The sequence below is a fragment of the Paenibacillus tundrae genome, assembly GCF_030812775.1.
GTDB classification, from domain to species: Bacteria; Bacillota; Bacilli; order Paenibacillales; family Paenibacillaceae; genus Paenibacillus; species Paenibacillus tundrae_A.
The window spans coordinates 1-25,935 of the sequence record NZ_JAUSTI010000033.1 but is presented as its reverse complement, the minus strand read 5'-3'; the positions used below and the strand labels follow the sequence as shown (position 1 = coordinate 25,935).

At 45.0% G+C, this 25,935-nt stretch carries 24 protein-coding genes; 10 read left to right on the top strand and 14 right to left on the bottom strand.

The genetic code is table 11. From position 1 onward, the window contains the following. Positions 1-129: 129 nt before the first annotated feature. Both pfkA and J2T19_RS28050 read right to left on the bottom strand, forming a co-directional pair. Positions 130-1,101, bottom strand: a complete 972-nt coding sequence (pfkA, locus tag J2T19_RS28055; protein ID WP_056700260.1) for a 6-phosphofructokinase — start codon at positions 1,099-1,101, stop codon at positions 130-132. A 54-nt stretch (positions 1,102-1,155) separates the two neighbouring features. Continuing rightward, entirely contained in the window at positions 1,156-2,235 is a 1,080-nt protein-coding gene (locus J2T19_RS28050) for a tetraprenyl-beta-curcumene synthase family protein (RefSeq protein WP_307221742.1), read from the bottom strand. 178 nt (positions 2,236-2,413) lie between these two features. On the opposite strand from J2T19_RS28050, the gene J2T19_RS28045 reads away from it, so the two are divergent. Further along, positions 2,414-3,754, top strand: a complete 1,341-nt coding sequence (locus tag J2T19_RS28045; RefSeq protein ID WP_307221740.1) for a multi antimicrobial extrusion protein MatE — start codon at positions 2,414-2,416, stop codon at positions 3,752-3,754. 36 nt (positions 3,755-3,790) lie between these two features. Continuing rightward, on the top strand, positions 3,791-4,963 hold the full coding sequence (locus tag J2T19_RS28040) for an MFS transporter (protein ID WP_307221739.1): 1,173 nt from the start codon (positions 3,791-3,793) through the stop codon (positions 4,961-4,963). A 169-nt stretch (positions 4,964-5,132) separates the two neighbouring features. Here the strand turns inward: J2T19_RS28040 and J2T19_RS28035 are convergent, their stop codons facing one another. Further along, positions 5,133-5,330: a cold shock domain-containing protein gene (locus J2T19_RS28035; protein WP_056700251.1), complete on the bottom strand. Its 198-nt coding sequence runs from the start codon at positions 5,328-5,330 to the stop codon at positions 5,133-5,135. A 163-nt stretch (positions 5,331-5,493) separates the two neighbouring features. Between J2T19_RS28035 and J2T19_RS28030 the strand changes: the two genes are divergently transcribed. From J2T19_RS28030 to J2T19_RS28010, 5 genes are all read left to right on the top strand, one after another. Beyond that, positions 5,494-5,727 (top strand): hypothetical protein, encoded by a 234-nt coding sequence (locus J2T19_RS28030; protein WP_095288024.1) that lies wholly within the window; start codon positions 5,494-5,496, stop codon positions 5,725-5,727. A gap of 4 nt (positions 5,728-5,731) precedes the next feature. Next, a complete protein-coding gene (locus tag J2T19_RS28025; RefSeq protein WP_145046026.1) occupies positions 5,732-5,917 on the top strand; it encodes a hypothetical protein in 186 nt (61 codons plus the stop codon). 199 nt (positions 5,918-6,116) lie between these two features. Next, positions 6,117-7,907, top strand: coding sequence for an oligoendopeptidase F (pepF, locus tag J2T19_RS28020; protein ID WP_307221735.1), 1,791 nt, complete (start codon positions 6,117-6,119; stop codon positions 7,905-7,907). Between the two features lie 135 nt (positions 7,908-8,042). Beyond that, positions 8,043-8,423, top strand: a complete 381-nt coding sequence (locus J2T19_RS28015; protein WP_145046022.1) for a LapA family protein — start codon at positions 8,043-8,045, stop codon at positions 8,421-8,423. A gap of 117 nt (positions 8,424-8,540) precedes the next feature. Further along, positions 8,541-9,581 (top strand): M42 family metallopeptidase, encoded by a 1,041-nt coding sequence (locus J2T19_RS28010; protein WP_307221733.1) that lies wholly within the window; start codon positions 8,541-8,543, stop codon positions 9,579-9,581. A 186-nt stretch (positions 9,582-9,767) separates the two neighbouring features. Here J2T19_RS28010 and J2T19_RS28005 read toward each other — a convergent pair whose 3' ends face one another. From J2T19_RS28005 to hemE, 10 genes are all read right to left on the bottom strand, one after another. Then, a complete protein-coding gene (locus tag J2T19_RS28005) occupies positions 9,768-10,709 on the bottom strand; it encodes a hypothetical protein (protein WP_307221731.1) in 942 nt (313 codons plus the stop codon). 202 nt (positions 10,710-10,911) lie between these two features. Continuing rightward, positions 10,912-12,858 (bottom strand): ABC-F family ATP-binding cassette domain-containing protein, encoded by a 1,947-nt coding sequence (locus J2T19_RS28000; protein WP_307221729.1) that lies wholly within the window; start codon positions 12,856-12,858, stop codon positions 10,912-10,914. Positions 12,859-12,912: 54 nt separating this feature from the next. Further along, complete coding sequence (locus J2T19_RS27995) at positions 12,913-13,491, bottom strand: TetR/AcrR family transcriptional regulator (RefSeq protein ID WP_056700222.1); 579 nt, start codon at positions 13,489-13,491, stop codon at positions 12,913-12,915. 13 nt (positions 13,492-13,504) lie between these two features. Then, positions 13,505-14,314: a DUF92 domain-containing protein gene (locus tag J2T19_RS27990; RefSeq protein ID WP_307221727.1), complete on the bottom strand. Its 810-nt coding sequence runs from the start codon at positions 14,312-14,314 to the stop codon at positions 13,505-13,507. A gap of 539 nt (positions 14,315-14,853) precedes the next feature. Beyond that, positions 14,854-15,486, bottom strand: coding sequence for a fumarylacetoacetate hydrolase family protein (locus J2T19_RS27985; RefSeq protein WP_307221725.1), 633 nt, complete (start codon positions 15,484-15,486; stop codon positions 14,854-14,856). A 102-nt stretch (positions 15,487-15,588) separates the two neighbouring features. Then, on the bottom strand, positions 15,589-16,341 hold the full coding sequence (locus J2T19_RS27980) for a glycerophosphodiester phosphodiesterase (protein WP_307221723.1): 753 nt from the start codon (positions 16,339-16,341) through the stop codon (positions 15,589-15,591). 82 nt (positions 16,342-16,423) lie between these two features. Beyond that, the gene (locus J2T19_RS27975; RefSeq protein ID WP_307221721.1) at positions 16,424-17,833 is read right to left on the bottom strand and encodes a CapA family protein; all 1,410 of its coding nucleotides are present in this window, start codon (positions 17,831-17,833) and stop codon (positions 16,424-16,426) included. A 154-nt stretch (positions 17,834-17,987) separates the two neighbouring features. Further along, on the bottom strand, positions 17,988-19,412 hold the full coding sequence (hemY, locus tag J2T19_RS27970; protein ID WP_307221719.1) for a protoporphyrinogen oxidase: 1,425 nt from the start codon (positions 19,410-19,412) through the stop codon (positions 17,988-17,990). After that, positions 19,412-20,362, bottom strand: coding sequence for a ferrochelatase (gene hemH / locus J2T19_RS27965; protein ID WP_307221718.1), 951 nt, complete (start codon positions 20,360-20,362; stop codon positions 19,412-19,414). Before hemH ends, hemY begins: the two co-directional genes overlap by 1 nt. Beyond that, a complete protein-coding gene (gene hemE / locus J2T19_RS27960; RefSeq protein WP_307221716.1) occupies positions 20,355-21,419 on the bottom strand; it encodes a uroporphyrinogen decarboxylase in 1,065 nt (354 codons plus the stop codon). The genes hemH and hemE overlap by 8 nt, the downstream gene beginning before the upstream one ends. 202 nt (positions 21,420-21,621) lie before the next feature. Between hemE and J2T19_RS27955 the strand changes: the two genes are divergently transcribed. Next, positions 21,622-22,833 (top strand): MFS transporter, encoded by a 1,212-nt coding sequence (locus J2T19_RS27955; RefSeq protein ID WP_307221713.1) that lies wholly within the window; start codon positions 21,622-21,624, stop codon positions 22,831-22,833. Positions 22,834-22,962: 129 nt separating this feature from the next. On the opposite strand, the gene J2T19_RS27950 is transcribed toward J2T19_RS27955, so the two are convergent. Further along, positions 22,963-24,165 (bottom strand): cytochrome P450, encoded by a 1,203-nt coding sequence (locus J2T19_RS27950; RefSeq protein ID WP_307221711.1) that lies wholly within the window; start codon positions 24,163-24,165, stop codon positions 22,963-22,965. Positions 24,166-24,653: 488 nt separating this feature from the next. Between J2T19_RS27950 and J2T19_RS28210 the strand changes: the two genes are divergently transcribed. Then, a complete protein-coding gene (locus J2T19_RS28210) occupies positions 24,654-24,803 on the top strand; it encodes a hypothetical protein (protein ID WP_370874978.1) in 150 nt (49 codons plus the stop codon). Next, complete coding sequence (locus J2T19_RS27945) at positions 24,794-25,783, top strand: asparaginase (protein ID WP_370874977.1); 990 nt, start codon at positions 24,794-24,796, stop codon at positions 25,781-25,783. The genes J2T19_RS28210 and J2T19_RS27945 overlap by 10 nt, the downstream gene beginning before the upstream one ends. The last annotated feature ends 152 nt before the right edge of the window (positions 25,784-25,935 follow it).

Genomic DNA, 25,935 nt, shown 5'->3' with positions numbered 1-25,935 from the left:
TGTTGTATCTCCATTCCGGTCTCTTTGGTGGCATACATAAAAAATACCCCATAGAGAGACTTTTTTAAAGTGTCTACTCTATAGGGTACAGTTTAGTAAGGGCTGTGCTCTTTTGTTGTTACTTATTTATTATTGGGACAAACGTTGTGCCAGTTCATACGTTTCCACATCAAAATCTTTTTTCGTATTCACGACTTTATCAATATCGGTGAGGACAAGCTCACCTTTGATAATGCCACAACCTTTATCCGTCTCACCTGCAATCAGACTGCGAACAGCGAAGTCACCTAGTCGACTTGCCAAGTTACGGTCGAACGGAGTTGGTGTACCTCCACGTTGAATATGACCCAGCACTGTTACTCGCGGTTCATACGTAGGACAACGCTCCATTAATTCTTTTGCAACATCCTCACCTTTACCTACACCTTCTGCAACGATGATGATACTGTGACGTTTGCCATGAGCGAAGTTCGCTTTCATCCGATCTGCTACTTCATCCATATCAAACGGTACTTCAGGAACGAGAATCGTTTCCGCACCGGAAGCAAGTCCTGCGTGCAGAGCGATATCGCCGCAATGACGACCCATGACCTCAACAATGGAAGAGCGCTCATGAGAAGACATCGTATCCCGCAATTTATTCACTGCATCAACGACTACACTTACTGCTGTATCGAATCCGATGGTGTAATCAGTGAATGAGATGTCGTTGTCAATGGTTCCTGGAAGACCCATCGTGTTAATGCCCAGCTTACTTAACTTGTTCGCACCATTGTATGAACCGTCCCCACCAATAACAACCAAACCGTCGATGCCACGAGCACGAAGAATATCCGCTCCCTTTTCCTGACCTTCGGCTGTATAGAACTCTTTACAACGCGCTGATTGTAGAACTGTGCCCCCACGTTGGATGATATCACCAACACTACGGAGATCCATTGGGAAAATATCGTTGTTCAGAAGGCCTTGGTATCCACGCTGCACACCATATACCTCAAGACCGTGAAATAGTCCGCTGCGAACCACCGCACGAACGGCCGCGTTCATCCCTTGTGAATCGCCACCGCTCGTTAAAACTGCGATTTTTTTTACTGCTGTCATGATGTTTCTTCCTCCTCTAGTTTCACTTCAGGCTCCCGCAACAAATCGCCTGACTTACATGTGCTTGCGAATCCAGCGACTAAAGATAAAGAAAAACACTCTTGTCATTGGACTCTTCTTCATCAAACGCTTGGAAATGGCGCGAACTTCATGTTGTTCGCTTACTTTGGGATCAGACAGGTAAATGGCAAGTAATCCTTCAATGATCATTCGGTGAAAGGAGCTTCCCGGAATGTTCTGCACATCACTGCGCGCCATCTCCACAATAAAAGCAATTCGGTCTAGCATCGTCTCTACATTCTCATAGTAATTACAGAAGTTGAGATCTCCCCCGACACGATCCTCATCCTGGTCGATTAAATAATCGAGCATAATGTGTAATGCGCATACATGCGGAAAATAGGCGGTGTGGATCGAGGCCGCCTGCTCTTCAGTTAGCTGCTCGTCGCTCGCAGCCAAAAACAGCATGAATACGCCCAGCGTAGAGCCAGTAGCGGCGGCAAATTCGTTCCAACGAAACTGAGGCGTGCGGTGACGATGCTCCGACCACCACTCGAGCAAAGCCGTTTCTCTCAGTTCCGGTTTGATATGCTTATATACCTGCAGGTCCGTGTATAGGCCTGCCAGATCCTGAATTTGAGGCTTGGCGGACGCATACCCAGGCAGCTGACGAGTCAACTCCTGACATGTAGTCACCAGATTCCGCAAGTACCCACCGTCATCCTGCTCCTCACGAAGAGCATAATAATTGACTGGTGTCGCCTCGGGATCTACCGCATCAAGCATGGATTGATGGAGCAGACGAAAGTCGTTCGGATCCATCGATGTGCTGCGGTCACACAAATTGTCTAAATAATCACTGATTGTTTGGTAAGCAACAATTAGCGGAATTAAGATATGCCTCTTCGGCATATCGGGCAAAGCATAGACCGTACCGCCTTCGCAGTGGAATTGCTTGTCCCTGATGCTGGCGAGAGCTTGATTCCGCAATTCTTCATTCGGAATTTTCTCAGCCTGTTCACGCCACTCATCTAATTTGTTCCGCGTCTCGGGAATCGTGTACTTGTACACCTTTCTCATCAAATCCAATGAATTTCGTGGATATTGATGACGACTCTGATTTGATTGGCTCAAAATAAATGTGCCTCCACTTGGTTGATACGTATTAGAGCGATTTTTAACCAATCCTATTATAATATGAACCCCTTAATTGTACAAATGATGTACCGCATAATCAGGGCAAAAAATCGCTTCCACTGTAAAGTGTTTATGATATACTAGCTTTATTTGAATCATCAAAGGAGTCCTTCACATGACGTCAAGTGAACCGCTCTCGTGGAGACGGTTATTTGCTTTTTTTGTGCCTCTCGGCATATCTGCCTCTCTTGTCACCATCTCTCACGTTATCATCAATAGTACGCTTGCGCGCTCTGCTCACCCAGAGACGATCATTGCTAGTTATGCAATTGCCGGTAGCTTGCTTACTCTCACCGAACGCCCCTCTACCTTGTTAAGGCAAACTTGTTCTGCACTCGTTCGGGATCGACTTTCTTTTCAAGCACTCACCTTTGTAACCAAAATTTTTCTCGCCTGTGTCCTTTTGATCGGATTTGCCATTGTCTATTCCCCCATTGGTACAGGTGTTTTCAAATATTTATTTGGCGTAAGTCCAGATTTGTTATCCCATGTTATCGATGTGTATGAAATTCTGATGTACGTCAGCATTTTCTCTGTTATCCGTAACGTCTATCAAGGCATTATCATAACGAATAATCGAACAAAGTGGCTGACGATCGGCATGTTATTTCGCTTAGCCGGAATGTACGGTCTGTCCCTATATTTTATCTATACTGATACCATTAATAGCGGACGTGTAGGTGCCATCATTTTTGCGGCAGGCATGATGATTGAGGCATTGGTCAGTTTTATCGAAGGAAATAACATTAAACGAAACATGCCTGCTAAACTCGAGGATCATCCCGTCGAAACGAGAAATGATGTGTTTCGATTCTACAAACCTTTACTGCTGTCCAGCTTTGTCGCACTCTTCATCGGACCAGTCATTAATATCGTGCTTGGCAAAACAACAGGCATTGCCTTAGCAATCTCTTCTTTTGCTATTGCCAGCAGTTTGATGCAACTGATGCTGAGCTTCTTTACGTACATTCACCAGATTGTACTGAATTTTTATGAGATTGACGCGAAACTAGTCAAAAAGTTTGCACTCGTCACTGGATTTATCCCTTTTGCCATGACCGTGTCGATAGCGTATACACCGCTGGGCTCATGGGTGATGGAAAATGTCATGAGTGTTCAGGGAACTCTATTAGAGCAAAGTCTGTGGACGCTTCGTGCCTTTGTCCTCTTTCCTCTGATCTCGCCTTTTCTGGATTACAGCAATGGGCTCATCTTATTACGGGGACAGACCAAAACGATGTTTCGCTCACAAACAGCCAATGCAATCTGTACAATTATCGTCCTTCTTATTCTAGTGAGCATCTTCCCAGCCTGGAATGGAATGATTGGAGCCGTTGCGCAATCTCTGGGGTTACTTGCTGAACTGGTTATCGTGTGGTTGGTCATTCGACGCACGACCAAAGAACCTTCGATGTCTTCTCGATCCTCTAGGAAATCGACTTCACCTAAGGGTTAATGATAGAAAGTTATATAGGATTGGAGTTTTCTCAACATGAAATTAAGTCACAACGCCCGCCCAGATCAGACCTGGTTGCGGGCACTGATGTTTACTATTTTTGGTTCAACCGTACTGGTGGTTTCTTACTTCCAGCTATTCTTCAGTCACCTTGGATTCTCTCGCGCAGAAATTGGTTACCTGTACGGGATTGGTCCACTTGTATCCGTGTTCTCCAACATGTTCTGGAGCATGGCGAGTGATCGTTACAAAACGGTACGTAAAGTCATGATCATCTTGCTAGCAGGGCAATTTATTACTGGGATGTTGCTAGCCAATGCGACTACGTTTGGAGAAGTCTTTATACTTGTTTCTTTATTTTATTTTTTCTATTATCCGATCTATCCGCTTGCAGACACCATGGCTATTACGACCGCTAATAAATACGGCAGGAATTTTACGACCATACGTGTATTTGGTTCAATTGGATATGCGTTCTTCGCCCTCACCATCGGCTACTTTCTTGGCTCGTTTGGCGTAGGGTGGACGATGTGGTTATGTATAGTTCTAGCTGGAACTACGTTCCTCATTAGCTTACGACTGCAGGATCAACCTTCCGGTGGCAGCACTAAGATGGATCTGTCGGGGTTATGGGCTATTCTAAAACGTCGAGATGTGCTGAGCTTCTTCGCCTGTGTTTTTTTGCTTGCCATGGGTCATCGAATGAATGAAGCCTTTCTCACCATTACGCTCAAAGAATTGGGCGCTGGCGAAGGCTTAATTGGCTGGTCACTACTGATCTCTTCTGTGAGCGAAATTCCAATTTTCATGTTACTGAGTAAATATGGCAGTCGATATAAGGAGTTACCTTTGATTGCCTTTGCTGCACTGATGTATGCCCTACGTCTATTACTGATGTCGATATCCCATACGCCTGAAGCAGTGGTTGCTATTCAATTCATGCACAGTGTAACATTCGGCATATTCTACGTTACCGCAGTTCGATACATTACCAACCTTGTGCCAGATGAATACCGCGCTACAGGTATGGCTCTCTTTACGATCGTATGGTCTAGCTTAGCCGGTTTGCTTAGTGGTACACTGGGTGGGCTTCTAATTCAGCATGCTGGCCGACAAACCTTTTACCTGACCGCGATGGCCTTCTCTCTAACTGCATTGCTTGGATTCGGTCTTAAGCTATTATTCAGCGTTACGCGTCGAACAGGTTGATGAACATGGAATTCCTTCAAATTCTCAGCAAACTGAATCAAATACATCAAACTACACATAATGATAAATAATCATCAAAAAAAGCACAGCCTCCTAAATGGGGACTGTGCTTGTGTTCGTATATTCAGCTATAAGTCATTTATAAGAAGTCCGTTGACCGGAAAGATTCTTACAATTTAGTTACGTTAGCTGCTTGAGGACCACGGTTTCCATCAGTGATTTCGAATTCTACCGCTTGACCTTCTTCCAATGTTTTAAAGCCGTCGCCTTGGATTGCGGAGAAATGTACGAATACGTCCTCGCCGCCTTCAACTGAAATAAAGCCATAGCCTTTTTCTGCATTAAACCATTTAACTGTACCTTTCAAATGAACAACCTCCTAAAAATATCGCCATCTATGGCGAATACCCTTATTATACTGTAAGCCCCTCCATTTTGCAATTTTTCTTTTTTATAAATCCCGAAAAAATTTGCTTTGAATCGTAGGGTACGGTATCATTTTACCAAAACCGTTAGTTTGGAGACTACCTATGATAAAAAAACATGAAATATACAAAAGAGACAAATGGAATATGATGACTGTGGAAGTACAAGGCAAGTATCTCGTGCTTCGTGAAATCTCGGAAGAATGGGGCGAAGAATGTCATACGTTCTTAAGCCGTCCAGCCTTAATGCATTGGGCTGAGCGTCGTTTCCCAAAAGCTGATTTCGAGAACCGCGAGGATGAATGGCGCCAGCTGATGGCTGCCTTCAAAGAGGTCTAAATTGATGCAGCTTGATTCAAGTAATGTCGTCATATTTATTATTCTTGCCTTTTCCCTAGGGATTGTGCTGATTCTGGGACGTGAGTCCATCCCGGATCGACTGAGAAGAGGCATGGCTCTTATCGCCACGCTTATGATTTGCTTTGCTTTTTTCCTAATTGTATATTTCCTCTACAATATGGGAGCTTAGCTTCTCAAATAATTCAACGTACGCCAGGTCATACTATATGAAATATTGGTATGGCTGAGGAGGAAATACGTTGAAATATCGCAAATCACTTGCTATTTTACTGGTATTTAGCTTGATTCCTTCGTCTCTGCCCATTTCAGCGGTCGAGGCGAAGACTGCTTCATCCATAGATTCATCATTACCATTAAGGAGGATTCCCATGAGTCAATTGTTGAAACGTTCCGAGGTACCAACTGAACACACTTGGAAACTGGAAGATTTGTTTGCCGATCAGAAAGCTTGGGATCAGGAGTATGAAGAAGTCTCTTCTTTGACGAAGAAAGCCTCCGAATTTCAAGGCAAACTGGATAAACCCGAAGCATTAAAAGCATGTTTCGAACTGGAAGATGAAATATCTCTCAAGATCGAGCGCCTTTTTGTTTACGCACGCATGCACCAAGATGAAGACACAGCTAATCCTACATATCAAAACCTTTCCCAAAAAGCGCAAAAGCTGAGTGTTCAAGTTGGGGAAGCACTTTCGTTTGTAACACCTGAGATTTTGGCACTTCCAGACAATCAACTGGATGCATTAATTGCTGATGAGCAGCTTAAAGCTTACAAGTTCACTTTAGAAGAAATGAAACGTGAAAAAGCGCATGTCCTGAGCAAAACGGAGGAAGCTTTGCTCGCCCAAGTAGGTAATCTCTCTCAAGCTCCGCAAACGATATTTAGCATGTTGAACAATGCGGATCTCAAGTTCCCAAAAATCAAGGATGAGCATGGAAACGAAGTTGAACTGACACATGGCAGTTACATTCAATTCCTGGAGAATCCAAACCGTGAAGTTCGCGAACGCGCTTTTAAGGCAGTTTATGAAACCTATGGGAAACAAAAAAATACAATTGCTGCCGCCCTTAATGCCAATGTAACGAAAAATATGTTCTATGCAGACGTACGTAAGTACCCTTCTGTACTGGAAATGTCCCTCTACGGTGACAACATTCCGAAGGACGTATACACCAACCTCGTGGATACCATTCACGAAAGTCTTCCTTTGCTGCACCGTTACATGGATCTGCGCAAGAAACTGCTTAATGTGGATCAACTGCATATGTACGATCTTTTTGCCCCACTCGTAGATGAATACAAGATGGATATTTCTTATGATGAAGCAAAACAAATCGTCAAAGAGGGCTTGAAACCACTAGGTCAGGATTATGCAGATACTCTTCAGGCAGGTTACGAAAATCGCTGGATCGATGTATATGAGAATGAAAACAAACGCTCAGGCGCTTATGCATGGGGAGCTTACGGCACCCATCCTTATGTCCTGCTCAATCACAAGGATAATCTGAACAGCATGTTTACACTTGCTCATGAGATGGGGCATGCGCTGCATTCTCATTATTCAGATACCACTCTTCCATATCGTGATGCGCAATACACCATCTTCCTTGCTGAAGTTGCATCCACCACGAATGAAGCATTATTGATGGATTATCTATTAAATAAATCAACCGATCCAAAAGAGAAGTTGTATCTATTAACTTATTATGCAGATCAATTCCGCACCACTGTATTCCGCCAAACGATGTTTGCCGAATTCGAGAAGATCATTCATGAACGTGCGGAACAAGGTGACGCGCTCACTCCACAGCTGCTATCCGAAATTTATTATGATCTGAATGTACAATATCATGGTAAAGACATGGCGGTGGACAAAGAAATCGAAATGGAATGGGCACGTATTCCCCACTTCTATAACAGCTTCTACGTATACAAATACGCTACAGGCTTCTCAGCCGCAACAAGCTTCTCGAAGCAAATTCTGGAAGAGGGTCAGCCTGCTGTGGATCGCTATCTTGGTTTCCTAAAAAGTGGCGGTAGCGATTACTCCATCAACATCTTGAAAAAAGCTGGCGTAGATATGTCCTCACCGCAGCCGATCCGTGAAGCTATGAGCGTGTTCAAAGAACTGATCGAGCAGATGGAGGAATTAACTAAATAAGGTTGTTATTCCATCCCTACGACCTGCATCCCTTGCCCATTCGGGCAGGGGATTTTATAATCATTGCAGGATGCAACCTCAGGCTAATGGGGTAATGTATCTTAGTCCTGAATTGTTCAACAAGGAGGCAACACCATGAAAATGCAATGGGCGCTTATTGCAGGTCTTGTTTTTGCACTTTTTACCGGAATATTTGCTGTAATTAATGTGAATTCGGTGGAGGTTAACCTGCTCTTTAACACGTTCCAAATCCCGCTAATTCTTCTGATTCTCGGCTGTACGCTGATCGGTGGAATTATTGTTGGGTCATACGGCATCTATCGCCAATATCGACTGCAGCGTGAAAACAAACAGTTGAAGTTACGCGTATCTGAATTAGAGAATGCCAAATCAAGCACTGACACATTCGATTCCTACGCTTCGATGGATACAATCGGAACAACTGAACCGGAAGGTTCTATTGCCAATGAATCTATCGAAAGCCAGCGTAAAGGAAATCCGACAGGTACGTTGTAAAAAAGCAGACAGCCTGCTGGCCTAAGGAATGGGTGAGTTTCAACATTCCTGCCGGACAGGCTGTATTTGTTACCGCGTTCGTTCCACAACCATGATTTTGAAGGGGGAAGTTATACCATGTCATTTACCATTAATGAATCTTATGTCTTAACTCTGCTAAAAAAATTGCTTGATACACCGAGTCCAAGTGGATATACTCACCATATCATCGAGATGATTCGTGAGGAAGCCGAGAAATTATCCATTCCTTTTGAACTAAACAATAAAGGCGGCGCAATTCTTACACTGGCTGGGCAAGATTCATCCAAAACGATTGGACTTAGCGCACACGTTGACACACTAGGCGCGATGGTTCGCTCAATTACTTCATATGGCACCTTGAAGCTAACGTCGGTTGGCGGTTTCTCCATGCAGAGTATTGAAAATGAATACTGTACAATTCATACTCGGGATGGTAGAAGCTACACAGGTACCATTCTCTCTCTCCACCCCTCCGTACACGTCTATCCGGATGCACGTACCTTCGAGCGAAAAGAAAATCATATGGAAGTCCGTATTGATGAGGTCGTTAATTCCAAAGAGGATGTATTGGGACTCGGCATTTGTGTCGGTGACTTCATTTCCTTCGATGCCAGAGCTGTGATTACACCAAGTGGTTATATCAAATCAAGACATCTTGATGATAAAGCCAGCGTAGCTGCCTTGTTTGGCATACTGGAGTCTGCTCACCGCGAGGGCTGGAAACCTCTACATAACGTGTCCTTGTTAATCTCCAACTACGAAGAAGTTGGGCACGGGGCATCCTATATTCCTGCTGAGATCAGTGAGATGATCGCTGTAGATATGGGAGCTATGGGTGATGATCTCAGTTGTAAAGAAACTGATGTATCGATCTGTGCCAAGGATTCTTCGGGTCCATACGACTATGAGATGACAAGCCGCTTAATTGAGCTGGCCAAAGAAAGCAAAATGGATTATGCCATCGACATTTATCCGCAGTATGGATCAGACGGCTCTGCCGCCTTACGTGCTGGTAACAACATTCGAGCTGCACTCATTGGCCCAGGGGTACACGCCTCTCATTCCATGGAGCGCACACACAAAGATGCCGTGCTAAATACCGCGCGACTGCTTACAGCTTATATAACAACCAAATAAGCTGATCGTCATACAATAGGCAATTTCATAATGTAAAAAGAAGCACTTTCCGTCTACTATCAGTCTTATCAAGTTGAATACTCAGTAACCAGTATTTAACGTAAATAGGGTACGTCTTGCACCATAACTTCATGGATGCAGGGCGTACCTATTTTAGATTTTTTTATTAGATATAGAAGCATGAAGCTAATCGGCAAGCTCAATATGTTGATGATAACGACGCTCCAGGCTTTCCTTGGTTGCCTGATGTGCACGTATTTCATTTTTGAGCACATGCATAGTACGGCGGATCGTACTTTGTCCCTCCTGCACCTGAGATTCAGCTTTACGAATTTTGTCCTGAACCATCCAATCCACGAAGAGGTTATCGAAGAAATAATCAGCGAACGATAACAAACCTCCGAGTTCTAAGTCGGCTTTAACTGCCATTTTGACATCATCCAGCTCCTTCTGGAAACGTTTCAGATGTCGTCCAGCTTCGTTTATAGCAGATTGTGCATCATCCATCCGGCTACGCTTGATATGAGTGGATATCATCCCGCCACCCATCATATCATACACTCCCCAGTTCCCAGCTGACTTTAGAGCCTCTGCTGCACGATCCAAAGCGAGCATTAGACGTTTACCTTCTCGCTCCGCCTCTTGTAGCTCCTTCAATTCCCCGATGACATGTTCACGATCCTCTGCCATCTGTTGTAGTTCATGATCTCTCGCTAGCAAATGGTGTTCCTTCTTGCCCCATAGCTGCTTGTAATCACTTTCCCAGAACTGAAGTTCACGTTGTCCATCCAGCTCACGCTGTACCTGCAAACGTTGTTCTTGCACATCCTGTAACATACGGCATGCCGTGTCATACTCAGCTTTGCTCTCCATAAGCTCCAACTCTTCCTTCTCTAACCGTTCCTGTTTCTTACCAATTAAATTATAGAAAAATGCCGACAATGTCATACTATTTAGACGATTTACATCGCTTTGTTCCTTTTCCAGATGCTCCAAACGTCGCTCTACTTTCGCTTTCCATTCATTTTCTTCCTCATTCAGTTTCGCCAGCCTGCTTTTCCACTTCTCGTAAATTCTCCCCTTTTCCTTCAGAATCGCCAATTGTTCATTTATTTCTGTATAACTCATGTGGTATGCGCTCCCTCCTATGGAATTCTTTACTTAATACAACGCAATAACAGGAGGAACGTTTCATATTTAGTGGTTAATACTTTTAAAGAAATCAAACAAAGGGAGAAATTTTTGAATATAAAAAAGACCCTTTTTCATCAGCAACGTGATGTCGCGTTTGAAAAAGAGCCTTGATTTGGACTAATGGGTTAAATCCATCTTATGATTTGCTTTTCTCAATTTGCTCTGCAAGTTCATTCAAGTACGTCCAACGTTCCATTAGTTCTTCTAAATGGCGCTCAGCCTCTGCCTGTTCTGCCATTAACTCCTGCAGACGGGCGGAGTCACTGAAGGCTGCCTCCATATCGGTATTGATTCGTGCCAAATTAGCTTCAGCCTTCTCTATATTCTCATCAATTTGATCATACTCACGTTGCTCCTTGAAGCTGAATTTCAGCTTAGGCTTCGCTGTAGAAGTAGCTGACTTACGCTCATCCGTTGATGTTTTGGAATCGGTACTTGCCGCCGCACTGTTTGTCTGAGAGGACGTAGCCGAATTAGATGTCACATTCTTCAACATCCACTCTGCATACTCACTATAATCTCCCACATGAACCCTTACAGCACCTTCACCCTCAAAGGAAAGAACCTTATCTACCGTACGATCCAAGAAGTATCGATCATGGGATACGACGAAGACAACGCCAGGGAAATCATCCAGATAATCTTCGAGTACAGCCAATGTCTGTATATCCAAGTCATTCGTCGGCTCATCGAGCAGTAAAACGTTAGGTGCAGCCATTAATACACGAAGCAAATACAGTCTGCGCTTCTCCCCGCCCGACAACCGAGAGATTGGTGTCCATTGCGCTGTAGGCGTGAAGAGGAAACGTTCTAACATTTGCGATGCAGTAATTAGCGAACCATCTGCCGTTTTCACGTTCTCAGCAACTTCCTTGATGTACTCAATAACCCGCAGCGATTCATCCATCTCCTGATGTTCCTGTGTGAAGTAACCGAGGTTAACAGTTGGCCCCACAGAAACCTCACCTGCGTCCGGTTCCAGCTTACCGGAAATCATCTGTAACAGCGTCGATTTACCACTACCATTCGGACCAACAATCCCCACTCGATCTCCTGGTACAGCGATGTAACTCAGATCTTCAATCAGTTTACGTCCACCTGCTGATTTGGATAAATGCTCAATCTCCAGAATTTTCTTCCCTAAACGGGTGGAGCCAACAGAAACGTCCATTGAGCCGGAACGGCTCAGCCCTTGTTGATCCTTTAATTGCTCATAGCGATCAATTCTCGCTTTTTGTTTGGTCGTACGAGCTTTTGCACCGCGTCTAATCCAAGCAAGCTCTGTCCGCAGCAGATTCTGTCGCTTCTGCTCTGATGCAGACTCACGTTCTTCTCGCTCTGCTTTCAATTCTAGGAAACGGGTATAGTTTGCCTCGTACCGGAATAATCGTCCATGGTCTAGCTCAAGCATGACATTAGCAACACGATCAAGGAAGTACCTGTCATGCGTAATCATCAAGAGAGCTCCACGACGTTTTTGCAAATATTGCTCCAGCCACACAACAGAGTCATTATCAATATGGTTGGTCGGCTCATCCAGAATAAGCAGTTCACACGGATGAATTAACGCAGAAGCTAGAGCTACCCTTTTACGCTGTCCTCCAGACAATGTGCCCATACGTGCATCGAACTGACGTATTCCCAGTTTAGAAAGGATGCTTTTGGCTTCACTTTCCATCTGCCAGGTCTGGAGCTGTTCCATCTGTTGATTCAAACGCATCAGTCGCTCTTGCAAGGCTGGGTCAGAAGAGTTAAGTTCCAATAATTCCATCGTCTGGGTATATTCACGCACTGTCTTCATCTCAGGGCTGTCGCCTTCAAACACTTGTTGCAGTACGGTATTGTCTGGATTAAATTGAGGATTTTGTGCGAGAAATTGAATGCGTACATCGTTCCCGATCGCAATCTGTCCACCATCCGCAGGCTCCATGCCTGCTATTACACGTAGAAACGTTGACTTTCCTGTTCCATTCACACCTACGACCCCAATTTTATCCTGATCCCCCATACCAAATGAGGCATCCTTGAACAATATTTTTTCGCCATAGCTTTTTGAAATTTGCTCTATAGTCATTATGTTCATTGTTTGTACCTACTTCTCTGTAAATTGATATTTTATATAAGTTGTTAACACGTTCTATACTTGAATGAACGAACGGCAGCCATCCAAGAACAGTGCAGCTGCAAAGGAAATACGTTTGTTCAGATCATCCTCGTTAAACTCAGGGTTAAGCATAATATCCATTTTCAGTCGATCCAGAATTCCAATATAAGCCTCAGCTAGCAGCACAGGCTCAGGTACATTGGCGCTTTTCAGCACTTCACATACCATACTCATATATTCATTCATGAACCCCTTCATAAATTTCATCAGATCAGGGTCATTATTAGGTGCCATAAAAAATAGTTTCGTATGATTACGCCGCTCATAATAATAAGTTAAGTGCGTCTTCGCGATAGCACCAAGCTTGTCACCCGTATTTTCATTGGATTTCAGAGCATAATCAAGCCGGCTAATAAAGCTATTACAATCCCGCTTCGACACGGCAATAAATAATTGTTCCTTGCTTTTGAAATATAAATAAATCGTGCCCTTTGCAATGCCTGCCTCGTCTGCAATATCAGACATCTTGGTCTCATAAAATCCTTTTGAACCAAAGATACCATAAGCCGCATCCAAAATAGCCTCTGATTTGTCTCCTTGAACAGTACTCAACAGTACTCCCTCCCTACAACGCCAAAATAATCCCCAATACAATAGCCAAACATCCGCCAATAACCGAGCTTAGCACGTTTACCAGATCGTTACTCATCCATGACCATCCACGCGAATGCACTGTTGCGTGGCCGCAATGTTCAACAACTTCCACCTCGCGTCCGCACACTGTACAACGATACATATGCTGGAGCGTTGCACCTAGATAAGAATCTGCAAATGCGCCTCCAAGCCCGCCGACTAGTCCAACCATCACCCAACCGAACAAGCCTAGCCCTTCCAGTCCCACGATCCAGTAAAAGAAAAACGCCCCTAATCCGATTAAGGCTCCACCCACAGCAGCAGCCATAGTTCCTAGCCAGGATACCCCTCCCGAAGTACCAGGTGTAAGCACCTTCCATGTCACTACTGAGCGTGGTGGTCTACGACTCAGGCTTCCCCACTCCGTCGCCCATGTATCCGATGTAACAGTAGCCATTACACCAATAAATGCATACATCCAAAATGGATGTGGAGCAATCCAGTTTCCTAAACACAGCACCATGCCGATCCCACCGTTAGCCAGCACTTGACCAGCGTCCCGGTTTCCTGTTTTGGCATACGACTTTTCCAGCTCCTGCTTGCGATCCTTATGATATTTGGAGAGTAGCGTTGAAGTGATGAAAAATAATAGCAGCGTTCCAAACCAGAACAGGTTACCTGCCCCATAATAAATCGTACCCATCAGCACAGCGGCTAGGCTGCCAGATCGAGTAAGTGATTTTTTCCGGTAGGCTGCCCCTGCTACGATTAAAGCGCACACCGCGCCAATGATCCAGTTCATACATTCTCCTGCCCATGGTGGCTCACATCGCCACATGACGTCATTTTATTTTTGAAATTTAATTATACCACGGTTTGATCCTAATGCCGAAATACGAACTCACCAGCTAATCATAAGATAAACTCCGCTCAAAAGGTGGTATTCATTACCACATGTGTTTTATCTCTATTTAAGTTTGACTTCAGGTTCTTCAATTACACTAAATCTAGAACCAGTACATAGCAAGTTAGCTTTAATTCTAAATGGAAATGAGGACGACTCTTATGAATATGAACGTGTAATCATTGTTGGTACGATGATTGTAACGATGTCTTTTGCCGGAACGGCTTGGAGACGGAAGCATTAGCTTGGAACAGCATACTACACAACAAGCAGAACTCACCCCGTTAGTGACTGAGAGCGTCAACATCTCATATCGATTTATATAAGTTACAGAGACAGTTAATAGAGGCTTACCCAGCCATCCATTGGCATATAAAAAAGGAGCGTTTGCACGCCCCTCTTGTTACTCATGTTACTCACAAGCAAATGCTCCTTGATTAATTGGCTGCCACAATCGTGCATTGGCCTACAGACTTGCCATTCCAAGTGAGTTCAAGAACATCACCAGCTACAGTTGATCCTACACCCTCAGGTGTACCTGTGAAAATGACATCGCCTTCTCCAAGACCGTAGTGTTGTCCCACGTAATCCACAATCGTCAGGAGATCGAAGATCATATTACGAATATTACCCCGCTGAACCTCTTCACCGTTTTTGTTCAGCGTAAAATCAGCCTTTTGCAATGAATCTACATCTGTGAAGGCTTGAAACTCCGTGATCGGCGCTGAATTTTTGAATCCCTTGGCTGCAGTCCACGGATGTCCCTTTTTCTTAATCACTGACTGTACATCACGCAATGTAAAATCGATACCAAAAGCATACGCATCAACGAGGTTCACAATAGAGATTCCAGGCTGATAGTTCTGTCCGATTCGAATCACTAATTCGGCTTCATAATGTACTTCGCCTTGGGTAGAAGGTAATGCAATCGCTTCTCCATTAAGCGGTACAACCGCATGAGAAGGTTTCATAAAGATCATCGGTTCATCCGGTACCGCATTACCCAATTCTTCAGCGTGAAGTTTATAATTGCGTCCTACACAGTATACATTACGAATATTTGTCAGCATCGGTTGATAACCACCTTTATCAGATTCATTAGCGCAGATGAAGAATGTATTTCACTTTTTCATATAAGTACATATTATAATTCACTTCAATATGATTGCAAATTAGGGTCTAAAAAAGTGACGTGCTGTTTCGTGAAACGCCTTCTCCCACACATCAGGACAGTTCGTACATAACATTAGCGAAGGATCGATTGCGGCGAGACGCTTCATGATCGTTTTGTCGTCCACGGTCCAAGCCATCACCTGAATCTCCTCGTGTTGCATCTCGCGCATCAAAGATTTATCCACATTGGTATAACCAATGGACAGGAAACTGCACTGCAATTGTTTTAATCGATCTACTAGATCGCCTGGACGAGCATCAATGATCAATCCCGTTTGGAACTCTGGTGCAATCTCTTTAGCTTTAGCTAATGCTTTTGGTTCAAAGGAAGTCAACACCACATCATGCTGCATATGTCTCTTTCTCACTTCATGAATGACGGCAGCAGGAAGATCGGGATACATATCCCCTTGCGTTTTCAGTTCAATATTCAGTCGAACCTTTCCACAACAGCGATCTAACACCTCGCCAAGGGAAGGAATCCGTTCTCCTACATAGCTTTTTCCTTTCCATGATCCTGCATCTAACTTCTCTATGTCCGACCAATTCGTCTCCCGTACGAGACCTTCTCCGTCTGTTGTTCGATTAAAAGTAAAGTCATGAATAACAACGGGGACACCATCACGTGAACATTGTACGTCCAGTTCGATCCATTGCACTTGGGGCTGCTCCATAGCAAGCTCAAAGGCTGCCATCGTATTCTCTGGTGCAATGGAAGAAAAACCACGATGCGCGACACAGCTATTGTTCAATCTGATCCACTCCTCTCACAACGTTCTAGCTTCATTCATATACTACTTACCCACTTACATCATCGATATGTTCAAGACTAATTTAACTTGGGGAAGCAACACCGCTGGCATCAAAGCGAACACCTGGTGAAAGCTCCGTCATCTGCTGTAACAGCAGCTTATTAGCTTCACCTAGCATAGGAATGGCCTGACCCAGTGCAGCCTCATAAGGAATTACCTTCATACTGCATTTGGCTTCTGCACTGCAGCGAGCTTGAAATACAGCCGTCTTCCATGTTTCCTCTGTAGTTGATTTGGAGAAAATAAAATTACCTGTACTGTATGCGATCCATTTGCCCTTGTAGTATTCCATGCCTTGTAATACATGCGGATGCCCCCCTATAACAAGGTCTGCTCCTGCATCTACAAATTCATGTGCCAAGCGTGTCTGATCATCATTAGGCGTACTCACTCGCTCTACTCCCCAATGCGCTACAACAATAACGAGATCCGCATTCTTACGTGCATCTTGAATTGCTTTTACCGCGGCAGTGGAATTGTAGGCTTCAGCTACTCCAGCTCGATTGCCTTCTGCCTTCCAACTCGCCTCAGGTACGACACGGCTGAAGCCAAGTAATGCAATTTTCATTCCTTTACGCTCCAGATATGTAGGCGCATATGCTTCATCCTGATTCATGCCTGCTCCGGTGTGAGCGATTCCATATTCCTTCAGATAACCTAGCGTATCCACTAGACCTTCGACGCCCTGATCCAAAATATGATTGTTCGCGAGATTAACCGCATCAAACCCCGCATCTGCCATAGCCGCTAACGCTTTGGGCGAAGATTTATATACATATGTTTTGTTAGCTGCACCCGTACCACCAGTCGTTACCGGTGTTTCCAGGTTTCCAATTGTCAGGTCATCCTCCTTAAAGAGGTTGCCTAACTTCTGAAAGGGATAATCGTATCCATTCTTCTCCAGAAGCTCAGCTACTTTTCCCGAGAACTGTATGTCCCCGACAAAATGAATCGTTACGTCATTAGCTGAATGAACAGGCTCTTGCTTCCCTGGTGCTGCTGAGCTACCATTCCCTGCAGAGCTGTCTGACTTAGACGGTTTGGCCGGCTGCTTTACGTCCATTCCAGACGTATCTTTCGAATCAGCTTTAGCAGCATCTTCTGTGTTGTCCGTCTGGTCCTTGCTAGCTTCTTCAGCATCTTGGTCATTGGACACAGCCGGCTCCTCTTCCGCAGTATCATCCGTCTCAGGGGTTGCCTCAGGTGTCGTTAACGGGTCACCACCTTGAGGTTCTACCTCACCAGAAGATTCTGGAGTGACCGTTGTCACCTCCACCGCACGATCTGCCTGCTCTCTCATTTCAATGACATAATACAAGCATACAAGTCCGATCATTACTATCAGCAACAAATTAATGACCCAAACAATCCGTTTGCGAGTACGTCTCGTTTTTTTCTTTACTTCACTTCGTTGGGATCTTGGCGGATACATAGGCAACTCCTCTTCTATACAGCAATCTTAATCATTATACCAGCCATGGTATGGAATGGTATAAAAAAAGCTGTCTTTCCTGTAGAAAATCTACGCTCAAGACAGCTCTATATGAGATTGTTCAACAGAGTTTCTTTTGAACTTTCAAACTCTGTTAATGTGCAGCAAGTTGCTGCACTGCTAGCATCGACATTTCTTTAGCCTGTCTAATGCAGTCAGGTAACCCCACACCTTCATAACCCGCACCCGCGATATATACACCAGGCAACTGTTTGCCAAGCTCTTCACGCAATGCGGAGATATGCTCTAAGTGACCTACCGGATATTGAGGCATCGACTTGCGAAGTCGAGTGATCTCCGCAAAAATTGGCGTGGCTTCAATGCCCATTGTCTCACGTAGATCCTTCATCACCAATTCTGTGAGCGCATCATCCGGAAGCTCCACATTCTGCTCATCCCCGGAACGGCCAACATAACAGCGCAGCAGCACTTTATCATCTGGGCTAGTATGTAGCCACTTCGTTGATGTCCATGTGCAGGCAGTAATGTTGCGGCCTTCCTTACGCGGCACGAGGAAGCCAGAACCATCGAATACATGCTCCACATCCTTTTTCTCAAAGGCAAGCACAACATTGGCTACAGATACATAATTAATCGCATCAAGTGCCGCCGTATCCACATGGGGCTGCAGTAACGATGATGCTACATACGTAGGTACTGTAATCACAACCTCATCCGCATCAAGGCTATGACCATTGTCCAATTGCACCGTATATCTAGCTTCACTTCCAGCTTGAACATTCAGTGATTGTACTGAGGTATTCAGCAGTTGCTCGACATCTTGTAGATCATGCACAAGTGCATGAACAAGACTCTGAAGCCCCTGACGGAAATTAAGAAAAGCACTTTTTTTCGTGCCTGTGTGAGTTTCTGCAGGTTTACGACCTGTCATCATGCCTCGAATCAGGCTACCATACTCTCTCTCAACTTCTCCGAATTGAGGAAAGGTAGCTTGTAGACTTAGTCGGCGCATATCCCCTGCATAAATGCCTGCTAGTAACGGTTCAGTTAGATTCTCAAGCACTTCAGTACCTAGACGTCTTTCAATCATATAGCCTAATGACTCATCTTCTGTTGTGCGTTTGGGAGGAATGAAGAAATCCATTAACGCACGCATTTTGCCTGCGGGGGATACCAGACCACTCCGCAGAAAAGGTCTAAGCTCCGTTGGAATACCCAGAACGAGTCCTGCTGGCATTGGATGAAGCTTGCCACGCTGCATAATGTATGTCTTCTTGGACTCCGGATTCTGACTCACGAGTTCATGGTCCATCTCAAGTTCCTTAGCCAGATCAATCATCGCTGTTTTGCGAGCCAGGAACGAATCCGGTCCCTTTTCAATAACAAATCCGTCACGGTGTAGGGTCTCGATCATGCCACCCATGGAGGAGCTTTTCTCCACCAGAGTAATCACAGGTTCAAAACCCGCTTCCCGATAATGCTTCCGTATATAGAATGCCGCGCTGAGACCGGTTAGTCCGCCGCCTACGACGACGACACGCCGTTTCTTATCTTCCATTACACATCCGTTCCTTGCTGCCACTGGCTTAGAATGACGTCACTGAGCGTCTCCATGTAGAGTGGGTCACTGTTCAGAGAATCTGTACGCATAAGGCGCATATCGATTTCTTTAGCAATCGCTTTGGCCTCGATATCGAGATCATATAGCACTTCCAGGTGATCCGATACAAAACCGATTGGAGCGACTAACACATCCTCTACCTGCTCACGGGAAAGCTCCTGAAGGGTATCCAAAATATCAGGACCAAGCCAAGGCTCTGCTGTACGACCCGCACTTTGCCAAGTGAATTGCCAGTTCGTGATGCCCAAACGGGAAGCAATAACCTCAGACGTTTCCAGTAGCTGTTGTGGGTATGGGTCACCGATATCTACAATTCGTGCCGGCAAGCTATGTGCGCTGAACAATACACGAACATCCCCACGTTTGGCTCCTGCTTCTTCAAACATATCTAACTTCGCACTCACGCGTGTAGACAAAGCCTGAATCAGCTTCGGATGCAGATGATAGCTCTCGATAAAGGACATCTGAATGCCCATTTCTTCTGCCTTCTCGCGTGCACGCTTAATATAGCTACCTACACTCATCGTCGAATAATGGGGAGCAAGTACAATCCCAATAGCGGACTGGATTCCGTCTTTGGCCATCTGCTCCACACCATCTTCAATGAAAGGATAAGCATGCTTGAGACCCTGATAACATTTGAATTCTACCTCACTCGCACGTTCATCCTTGTTCAATGTTTGTTGCAACGCTCGAACTTGATTATCGGTGTTTTCCCGAAGAGGGAACACGCCTCCAACAATCGCTTCATAGCGATCACTAAGTTCCTTCAATTGCTCCGGCTCAGGTGCACGACCTCTCCGAATATGAGTGTAATATGCCTCGATGCTCTCCATATTTTCAGGTGTGCCATACGACATCACCAGTACGCCTACAGTATTAGTCATTAGTTATAGTCACCTCAGTCTTCAAAGCTTCAGATGAATACTCATGTATATATGCTGTCAGCTCTCTTAATTTATCAAGAGATGCTTCCGGAAATAGTCCATGACCCAGATTAAATATATAGCCAGGCTCTTGGATACCTTGATCAATGATTACTTTTGCCTGTTGTTTAAGTAACTCCATCGGTGCAGTCAGCACATACGGATCCAGATTACCCTGTACGGCAAATTTTCCACCTAGTCTTTTGCGACCTTCGGAAATGGATACTCTCCAGTCCAATCCAATAACATCAGCTTGCAGATCTACCAGGGTTGGCAGCAGTTCGCCTGAAGCCACACCAGGGAAATAAATTTTCGGTACATTCAAATCGGACAATTCGGTAAAGATACGAGTAATCGTAGGCAACACATAGGTTCTAAAATCATTTGGTGAAAGTGCACCTACCCAGCTATCAAACAACTGAAATGCCTTACCGCCGTTGGCAATGTGTGCACGGACATATGTAATCACCATATCGCCTAATTTTTGCATCAATTGATGCCACATTTGCGGTTCACTATACATCATCGTTTTGGTGCGAATGTATCCTTTTGAAGGTCGCCCCTCAATCAGGTAACTAGCAATCGTGAATGGTGCACCAGCAAACGTAATAAGTGGCACATCTAATTCTTTATCCAAAATTCGAATGGTTTCTAATATATGTGACAGATCACCTTCAACGTCAATGGGACGCAAACGCTCCACATCAGCCGCTGTCCGAATCGGATTATCAATGACCGGTCCAATGTTTTTGACAATATCAAAATCAATGCCCAGCGAAGCAACCGGATTCATAATATCTGAATACAAAATAGCCGCATCTACGCCCAACTTACGGACGGGCATGAGGGTTACTTCAGCCGCGAGCTCGGGCCGCTGGCAAATTTCGAGCAAAGAATACTTTTCTTTAATTTTGCGATATTCAGGGTCGTAACGTCCAGCCTGCCGCATGTACCATACCGGAACACGGTCGACCTGTTGTTTGAAACTCGCCCGAATCAGACGATCATTATAGCTCATGTAAGAAGCCTCCAATAGTTTTTGGACTCATAATTACCATTATGCCCTTTTTGAAGTTCCGTAACAACCTCATACAGATGTGTTCCAATGACAATACTATGACATTCGTTACACCCCTCATCCATATGCCAATTGTGTTATAATCGTAAGATGGTGTTTTTCGAGAATTACAGAAAAAGCTTTGAAAGGAAGTGAAAGCACTTTGAAAACATGGAAAGTTAATCTCATTGTGCTTTGGTTTGGACAATTTCTGGTCAACTCTGGCATGACCATGATTACCCCATTTCTGTCCCTTTACCTCGCAAGGGATCTGGGCGTGGTGGGCGAACATGAAATTGGCATCTGGGCGGGATTCATTTTTGCAGCCAATTTCCTCACGTCCTTCTTGTTTCAACCTTTATGGGGCAAGTTATCCGATAAATATGGGCGCAAAATTATGCTGCTGCGCTCGGGGTTCGGGATGGCAATCGTTATTGCGTTGATGGGTCTTGCACAAAACCCTTGGCAATTGCTCTTATTACGCCTTCTGAACGGTACAATCTCAGGCTTCAACCCTGCCGCAGTCTCACTCATTTCGGGAACTACACCCAAAGATCGTATGGGATTCGCGATGGGAATCAGTCAATCCGGACAAGTTGCCGGCACAATCTTAGGTCCACTCATGGGCGGCTTGTTAGCTGATGCCGTGGGATTCCGACCTATATTCTATATTACAGGTGGATTAATCTTCGCCGCTTCTATGCTTGCCATGTTCCTTGTAAGAGAGAAGTTTGATCGCCAGGAAGCAGCCAAGCTGCCTGAGCAATCCGTGTTATCCGGTTTGAAGGAACTGAACAAATCACCACAATTACCTGTACTCTTCGCCGTAACGTTTCTGCTACAGTTTGCCATGATTAGCCCAATGACCTTATTGCCGCTATATGTGCAGGAGCTTCATGGTTCAGCTCTAAATGTTGCGTTCTGGGCAGGACTTGTAGGGGCCGTTACCGGCATGTCCAATATGGTGATGTCACCATTCCTAGGGAAGCTAAGTGACCGAATTGGGGCACACAAGGTGCTTACATTCTCTCTCATTGGAACTGGCCTTATGTTAATCCCCCAAGCCTTTGTGCAGAGTGTGTGGCAGCTCATCTTAGTTCGGTTTGCAATGGGGGTATTTATGGGCGGATTGTTACCAAGCGTGAATGCCCTGATCCGTTCGTACACACCAGATGGCATGATCAGCCGTGCTTTTAGTTTTAATACGAGTACGCTGGCGCTTGGAAACATGCTGGGTGCAATCATCGGTGGTTTCATGGCCGGATTTATCGGCATCGAAGGTTTGTTTATCGTCTCTGGTGGATTGCTGCTTCTCAACATGGTCTGGGTTCGGTTCAAATTGTACAAAAGACCTGTTCGTATTGGAGAGACCTGAATATAATATAAATTGGATACAGCAATATTGCAGACCCCTTTAAAATCTTCGCATGTAAGCCAATACATGTAAGCAAAAAGCCGCTTCAGCGCCATTTCAGGCCTGATAGCGGCTTTCTTTTATATTTATCTATAATCGTCGTGCCCGAAATTGAATCGGATATTCCTTCACACCAAACACAAAAGCGCTTTGGATGGGCTCTAATAGCGTATCAGGGACTAGTTGTATCTGTTCCATACGCTGAAGCAGCGTGTGCAGTACAACCCTCGCTTCCAGCCGAGCCAGCGGTGCACCTAGACAGAAATGAATCCCAAATCCAAATCCCATATGTCGGTTCGGCTTGCGATTGGAAACGAATTCATCTGCATGTTCAAACTGCGCACCATCACGATTGGCAGCACCAACCCAGGATATTACCTGTTCACCCGCCTTAATCGTTACACCTCTTAGTTCCACCGTCTCCCTTGCAACACGACCAATTGCCACAATCGGCGGATAATAACGCAGCGTCTCTTCTACGGCGCTCGCGACCCGATCCGGATGCTCACGCAATTCATCCTGTAATTCGGGTTGTTCGGAGAGGATACGCACTGCGTTTGCGATTAGGTTGGTTGTTGTCTCATTCCCCGCGGCCAGCAAGAGAATACAGAAATTGACCACTTCTTCCTCCGTTAACCTCTGACCCTCAATCTCCGCAGCGAGTAGCAAGGAGATCAGGTCGTCCTGTGGCTCTATACGGCGTTGTTCCATAATATCTGTAAAATAGGCATATAATTCCTGCATGTTCTGCTGCTTCTCTTTGGCCAACGCCTGAAAGGCCTCCTCACTGTCATCGCGTGCGCCTTTCACAAGCACATCAGACCAATGCTTGAATTCACGACGATCTGAAGCCGGAACCCCAATCAGTTCAGCAATGACAATGACGGGCAGCGGTGTTGCAAGGTCATCAATTAGGTTCATCTTTCCTACCGATAGGTGCGGAGCCAGCAGCTCATCTGTGATTTCCTGAATCCGTGGCGCCAGAGCCTCTATGGCCTTCGGGGTAAAAGCCTGATTGACCAGATCACGAAGCTGTTTATGTTTTGGAGGATCTGTCGTTAACATACTGGAACTCGCGCGGTTACGCTCAGAAGAAAACAGCTTTGGATTTTTTAATACATACTGTACATCTTCATATCGAAATACATCCCAGCATTCCCGATGTTCATCATATCGGACTGGAGTGTTCTCACGAAGCTCTGCATACACCTGGAAGGGAGATAATTGCTGCTCCTTGCTGTGCAATTCCCGAATAGGAATATAGTTGGCATATTTTCGGGGTGCTTGTTTCATCGTGTTTCCTCCAATCAATAATATATACTTATTTACATATAAGTTCATATTCATTATAACCACAACTGGATATCGATTCCAACTAAAATAGCGTAAATAAGCCTCTCGTCCCATCTCCTGCTCCAAACTACCTTAATTTTGTCGAAAAGATTATATGTAATATTTACTAACATAAATATCTCAAAAACAACATAGAAACTATTTATCATTGGGTTAAAAATACTTTTTAAGTATGCCGTTTTCCGCATAAAATTCCAATATTACTCCTTGATTCTATGAATGTAATCGCTATCTCTACCAAAAACTTAATTTGTTATATTATCTAACATAGAATAAAATCATCTCAATCTATTTACATAAAAAAAGAGAATAACTCACACAAAAATCACTTAAAGGAGCGTGTCTGTATGAAAAAACAATCTCACCTTCGCCCTTGAGCCGTATGGAGCACTGCCGCACTGACTGCACTAACCCTTACTCTGTCCCCTATGGGTACTTATGCTGCTCAGGCCGCTACGGTAGAGGTAAACGGCACAACAGGCACTGTTCAGAGCGCCCCAGCTACGCCAGCACGCAATACCACCATCCCGGCTGTGCCGGAATCTGCCAAACAATCTTCACTCCTAATGTGCTTGTGATCGGTACAGGCGGTACAATTGCCGGACAATCGAAAGACGAAACCAGCTTCCAAAATTACAAGGCAGGCACACTTCTCATTGCTGACATGGTCAAAGATTTGCCAGACAAACAGAAAATTGCGGATGTAAACACACTGCAGTTTGGCAATTCAGGTTCAGGCTCCTATACAATGACTGATCTGTACGACTTATCTCAAACGGTAGATAAAGCCCTTGCTCAATATGATAGCGTGGTGGTAACTACAGGCACTGACACGATGGAGGAAATAGCCTACTTCCTCGATATGACGGTTCAAAGCGATAAACCCGTTGTCATCACAGGCTCGATGCGACCTTGGACGGTAATTGGTTCTGATGCTCAAGCGAATCTCTACAATGCCATCAAACTGGCCGGCAGCGGTCGAACCAAATCATTCGGCACCGTGTTGATGCTCAACGATACCATTCAGCTCGCACGTGGTGTAACGAAGAGCAATGATTATCGGACAGACACCTTTGAAACGCCAATGCTTGGTGCTGTAGGTTATATTGATGAAGAAAACATTCGGATTTACCGAGCTCCTGCTCGGGCGATGAAAGCGGAAGGTACAGCGAAGCCTGTATTCGACCTTAGCAAAATCACTAAAGCCGATCTCGCCAAAGTGGAGATTGCCATCTCCTATCAGGAAGCAGGCGGCGGAGCTATTGAAGGCTTCGTGAAAAGCGGAGTGAAAGGTATCGTCACCTCCGGTACAGGGGCTGGCGGCATCTCTAGAGCGATGGGACAAGCTCGTACGAAAGCGATCGAAGAAGGAGTTATTTTCGTAACAACGACACGTACGGGCTCGGGTAGTGTCTATGGCGGCGGTAATGGCATTATTGCCGGGGATAATCTCAGCCCACAACAAGCACGAATTCTATTGATGCTCGGCCTATCCTTCAGTGATGATTTTGACACGATCAAAAAATGGTTCGAAACATACGGTACGCCAGAAGTATAATCCAGTAAAGAATAGTCGTCGTAAATACGTAAAAAAGCCGAGGCAGAGAATCATCCCGTGGTCATACCCCTGTCAAGTAGACAGATGAAAAAAGCTATGCTGCCAGCGCGCATCGATATTCAATCGGTGCGCGCTGTTTGAGTTTCGCTTGA

What these genes read in the sequence shown, in the direction of transcription:
- J2T19_RS28040 (WP_307221739.1), top strand. Translation starts at nt 3,791, where the DNA reads ATGAAATTAAGTCACAACGCCCGCCCAGATCAGACCTGGTTGCGGGCA.
- pfkA (WP_056700260.1), bottom strand. Translation starts at nt 1,101, where the DNA reads ATGACAGCAGTAAAAAAAATCGCAGTTTTAACGAGCGGTGGCGATTCA.
- J2T19_RS28210 (WP_370874978.1), top strand. Translation starts at nt 24,654, where the DNA reads ATGGGTACTTATGCTGCTCAGGCCGCTACGGTAGAGGTAAACGGCACA.
- J2T19_RS28000 (WP_307221729.1), bottom strand. Translation starts at nt 12,858, where the DNA reads ATGAACATAATGACTATAGAGCAAATTTCAAAAAGCTATGGCGAAAAA.
- hemY (WP_307221719.1), bottom strand. Translation starts at nt 19,412, where the DNA reads ATGGAAGATAAGAAACGGCGTGTCGTCGTCGTAGGCGGCGGACTAACC.
- J2T19_RS28045 (WP_307221740.1), top strand. Translation starts at nt 2,414, where the DNA reads ATGACGTCAAGTGAACCGCTCTCGTGGAGACGGTTATTTGCTTTTTTT.
- J2T19_RS27950 (WP_307221711.1), bottom strand. Translation starts at nt 24,165, where the DNA reads ATGAAACAAGCACCCCGAAAATATGCCAACTATATTCCTATTCGGGAA.
- J2T19_RS27975 (WP_307221721.1), bottom strand. Translation starts at nt 17,833, where the DNA reads ATGTATCCGCCAAGATCCCAACGAAGTGAAGTAAAGAAAAAAACGAGA.
- J2T19_RS28015 (WP_145046022.1), top strand. Translation starts at nt 8,043, where the DNA reads ATGAAAATGCAATGGGCGCTTATTGCAGGTCTTGTTTTTGCACTTTTT.
- J2T19_RS28030 (WP_095288024.1), top strand. Translation starts at nt 5,494, where the DNA reads ATGATAAAAAAACATGAAATATACAAAAGAGACAAATGGAATATGATG.
- J2T19_RS28025 (WP_145046026.1), top strand. Translation starts at nt 5,732, where the DNA reads ATGCAGCTTGATTCAAGTAATGTCGTCATATTTATTATTCTTGCCTTT.
- hemE (WP_307221716.1), bottom strand. Translation starts at nt 21,419, where the DNA reads ATGAGCTATAATGATCGTCTGATTCGGGCGAGTTTCAAACAACAGGTC.
- J2T19_RS27985 (WP_307221725.1), bottom strand. Translation starts at nt 15,486, where the DNA reads ATGCTGACAAATATTCGTAATGTATACTGTGTAGGACGCAATTATAAA.
- J2T19_RS28005 (WP_307221731.1), bottom strand. Translation starts at nt 10,709, where the DNA reads ATGAGTTATACAGAAATAAATGAACAATTGGCGATTCTGAAGGAAAAG.
- J2T19_RS27990 (WP_307221727.1), bottom strand. Translation starts at nt 14,314, where the DNA reads ATGAACTGGATCATTGGCGCGGTGTGCGCTTTAATCGTAGCAGGGGCA.
- J2T19_RS28010 (WP_307221733.1), top strand. Translation starts at nt 8,541, where the DNA reads ATGTCATTTACCATTAATGAATCTTATGTCTTAACTCTGCTAAAAAAA.
- hemH (WP_307221718.1), bottom strand. Translation starts at nt 20,362, where the DNA reads ATGACTAATACTGTAGGCGTACTGGTGATGTCGTATGGCACACCTGAA.
- pepF (WP_307221735.1), top strand. Translation starts at nt 6,117, where the DNA reads ATGAGTCAATTGTTGAAACGTTCCGAGGTACCAACTGAACACACTTGG.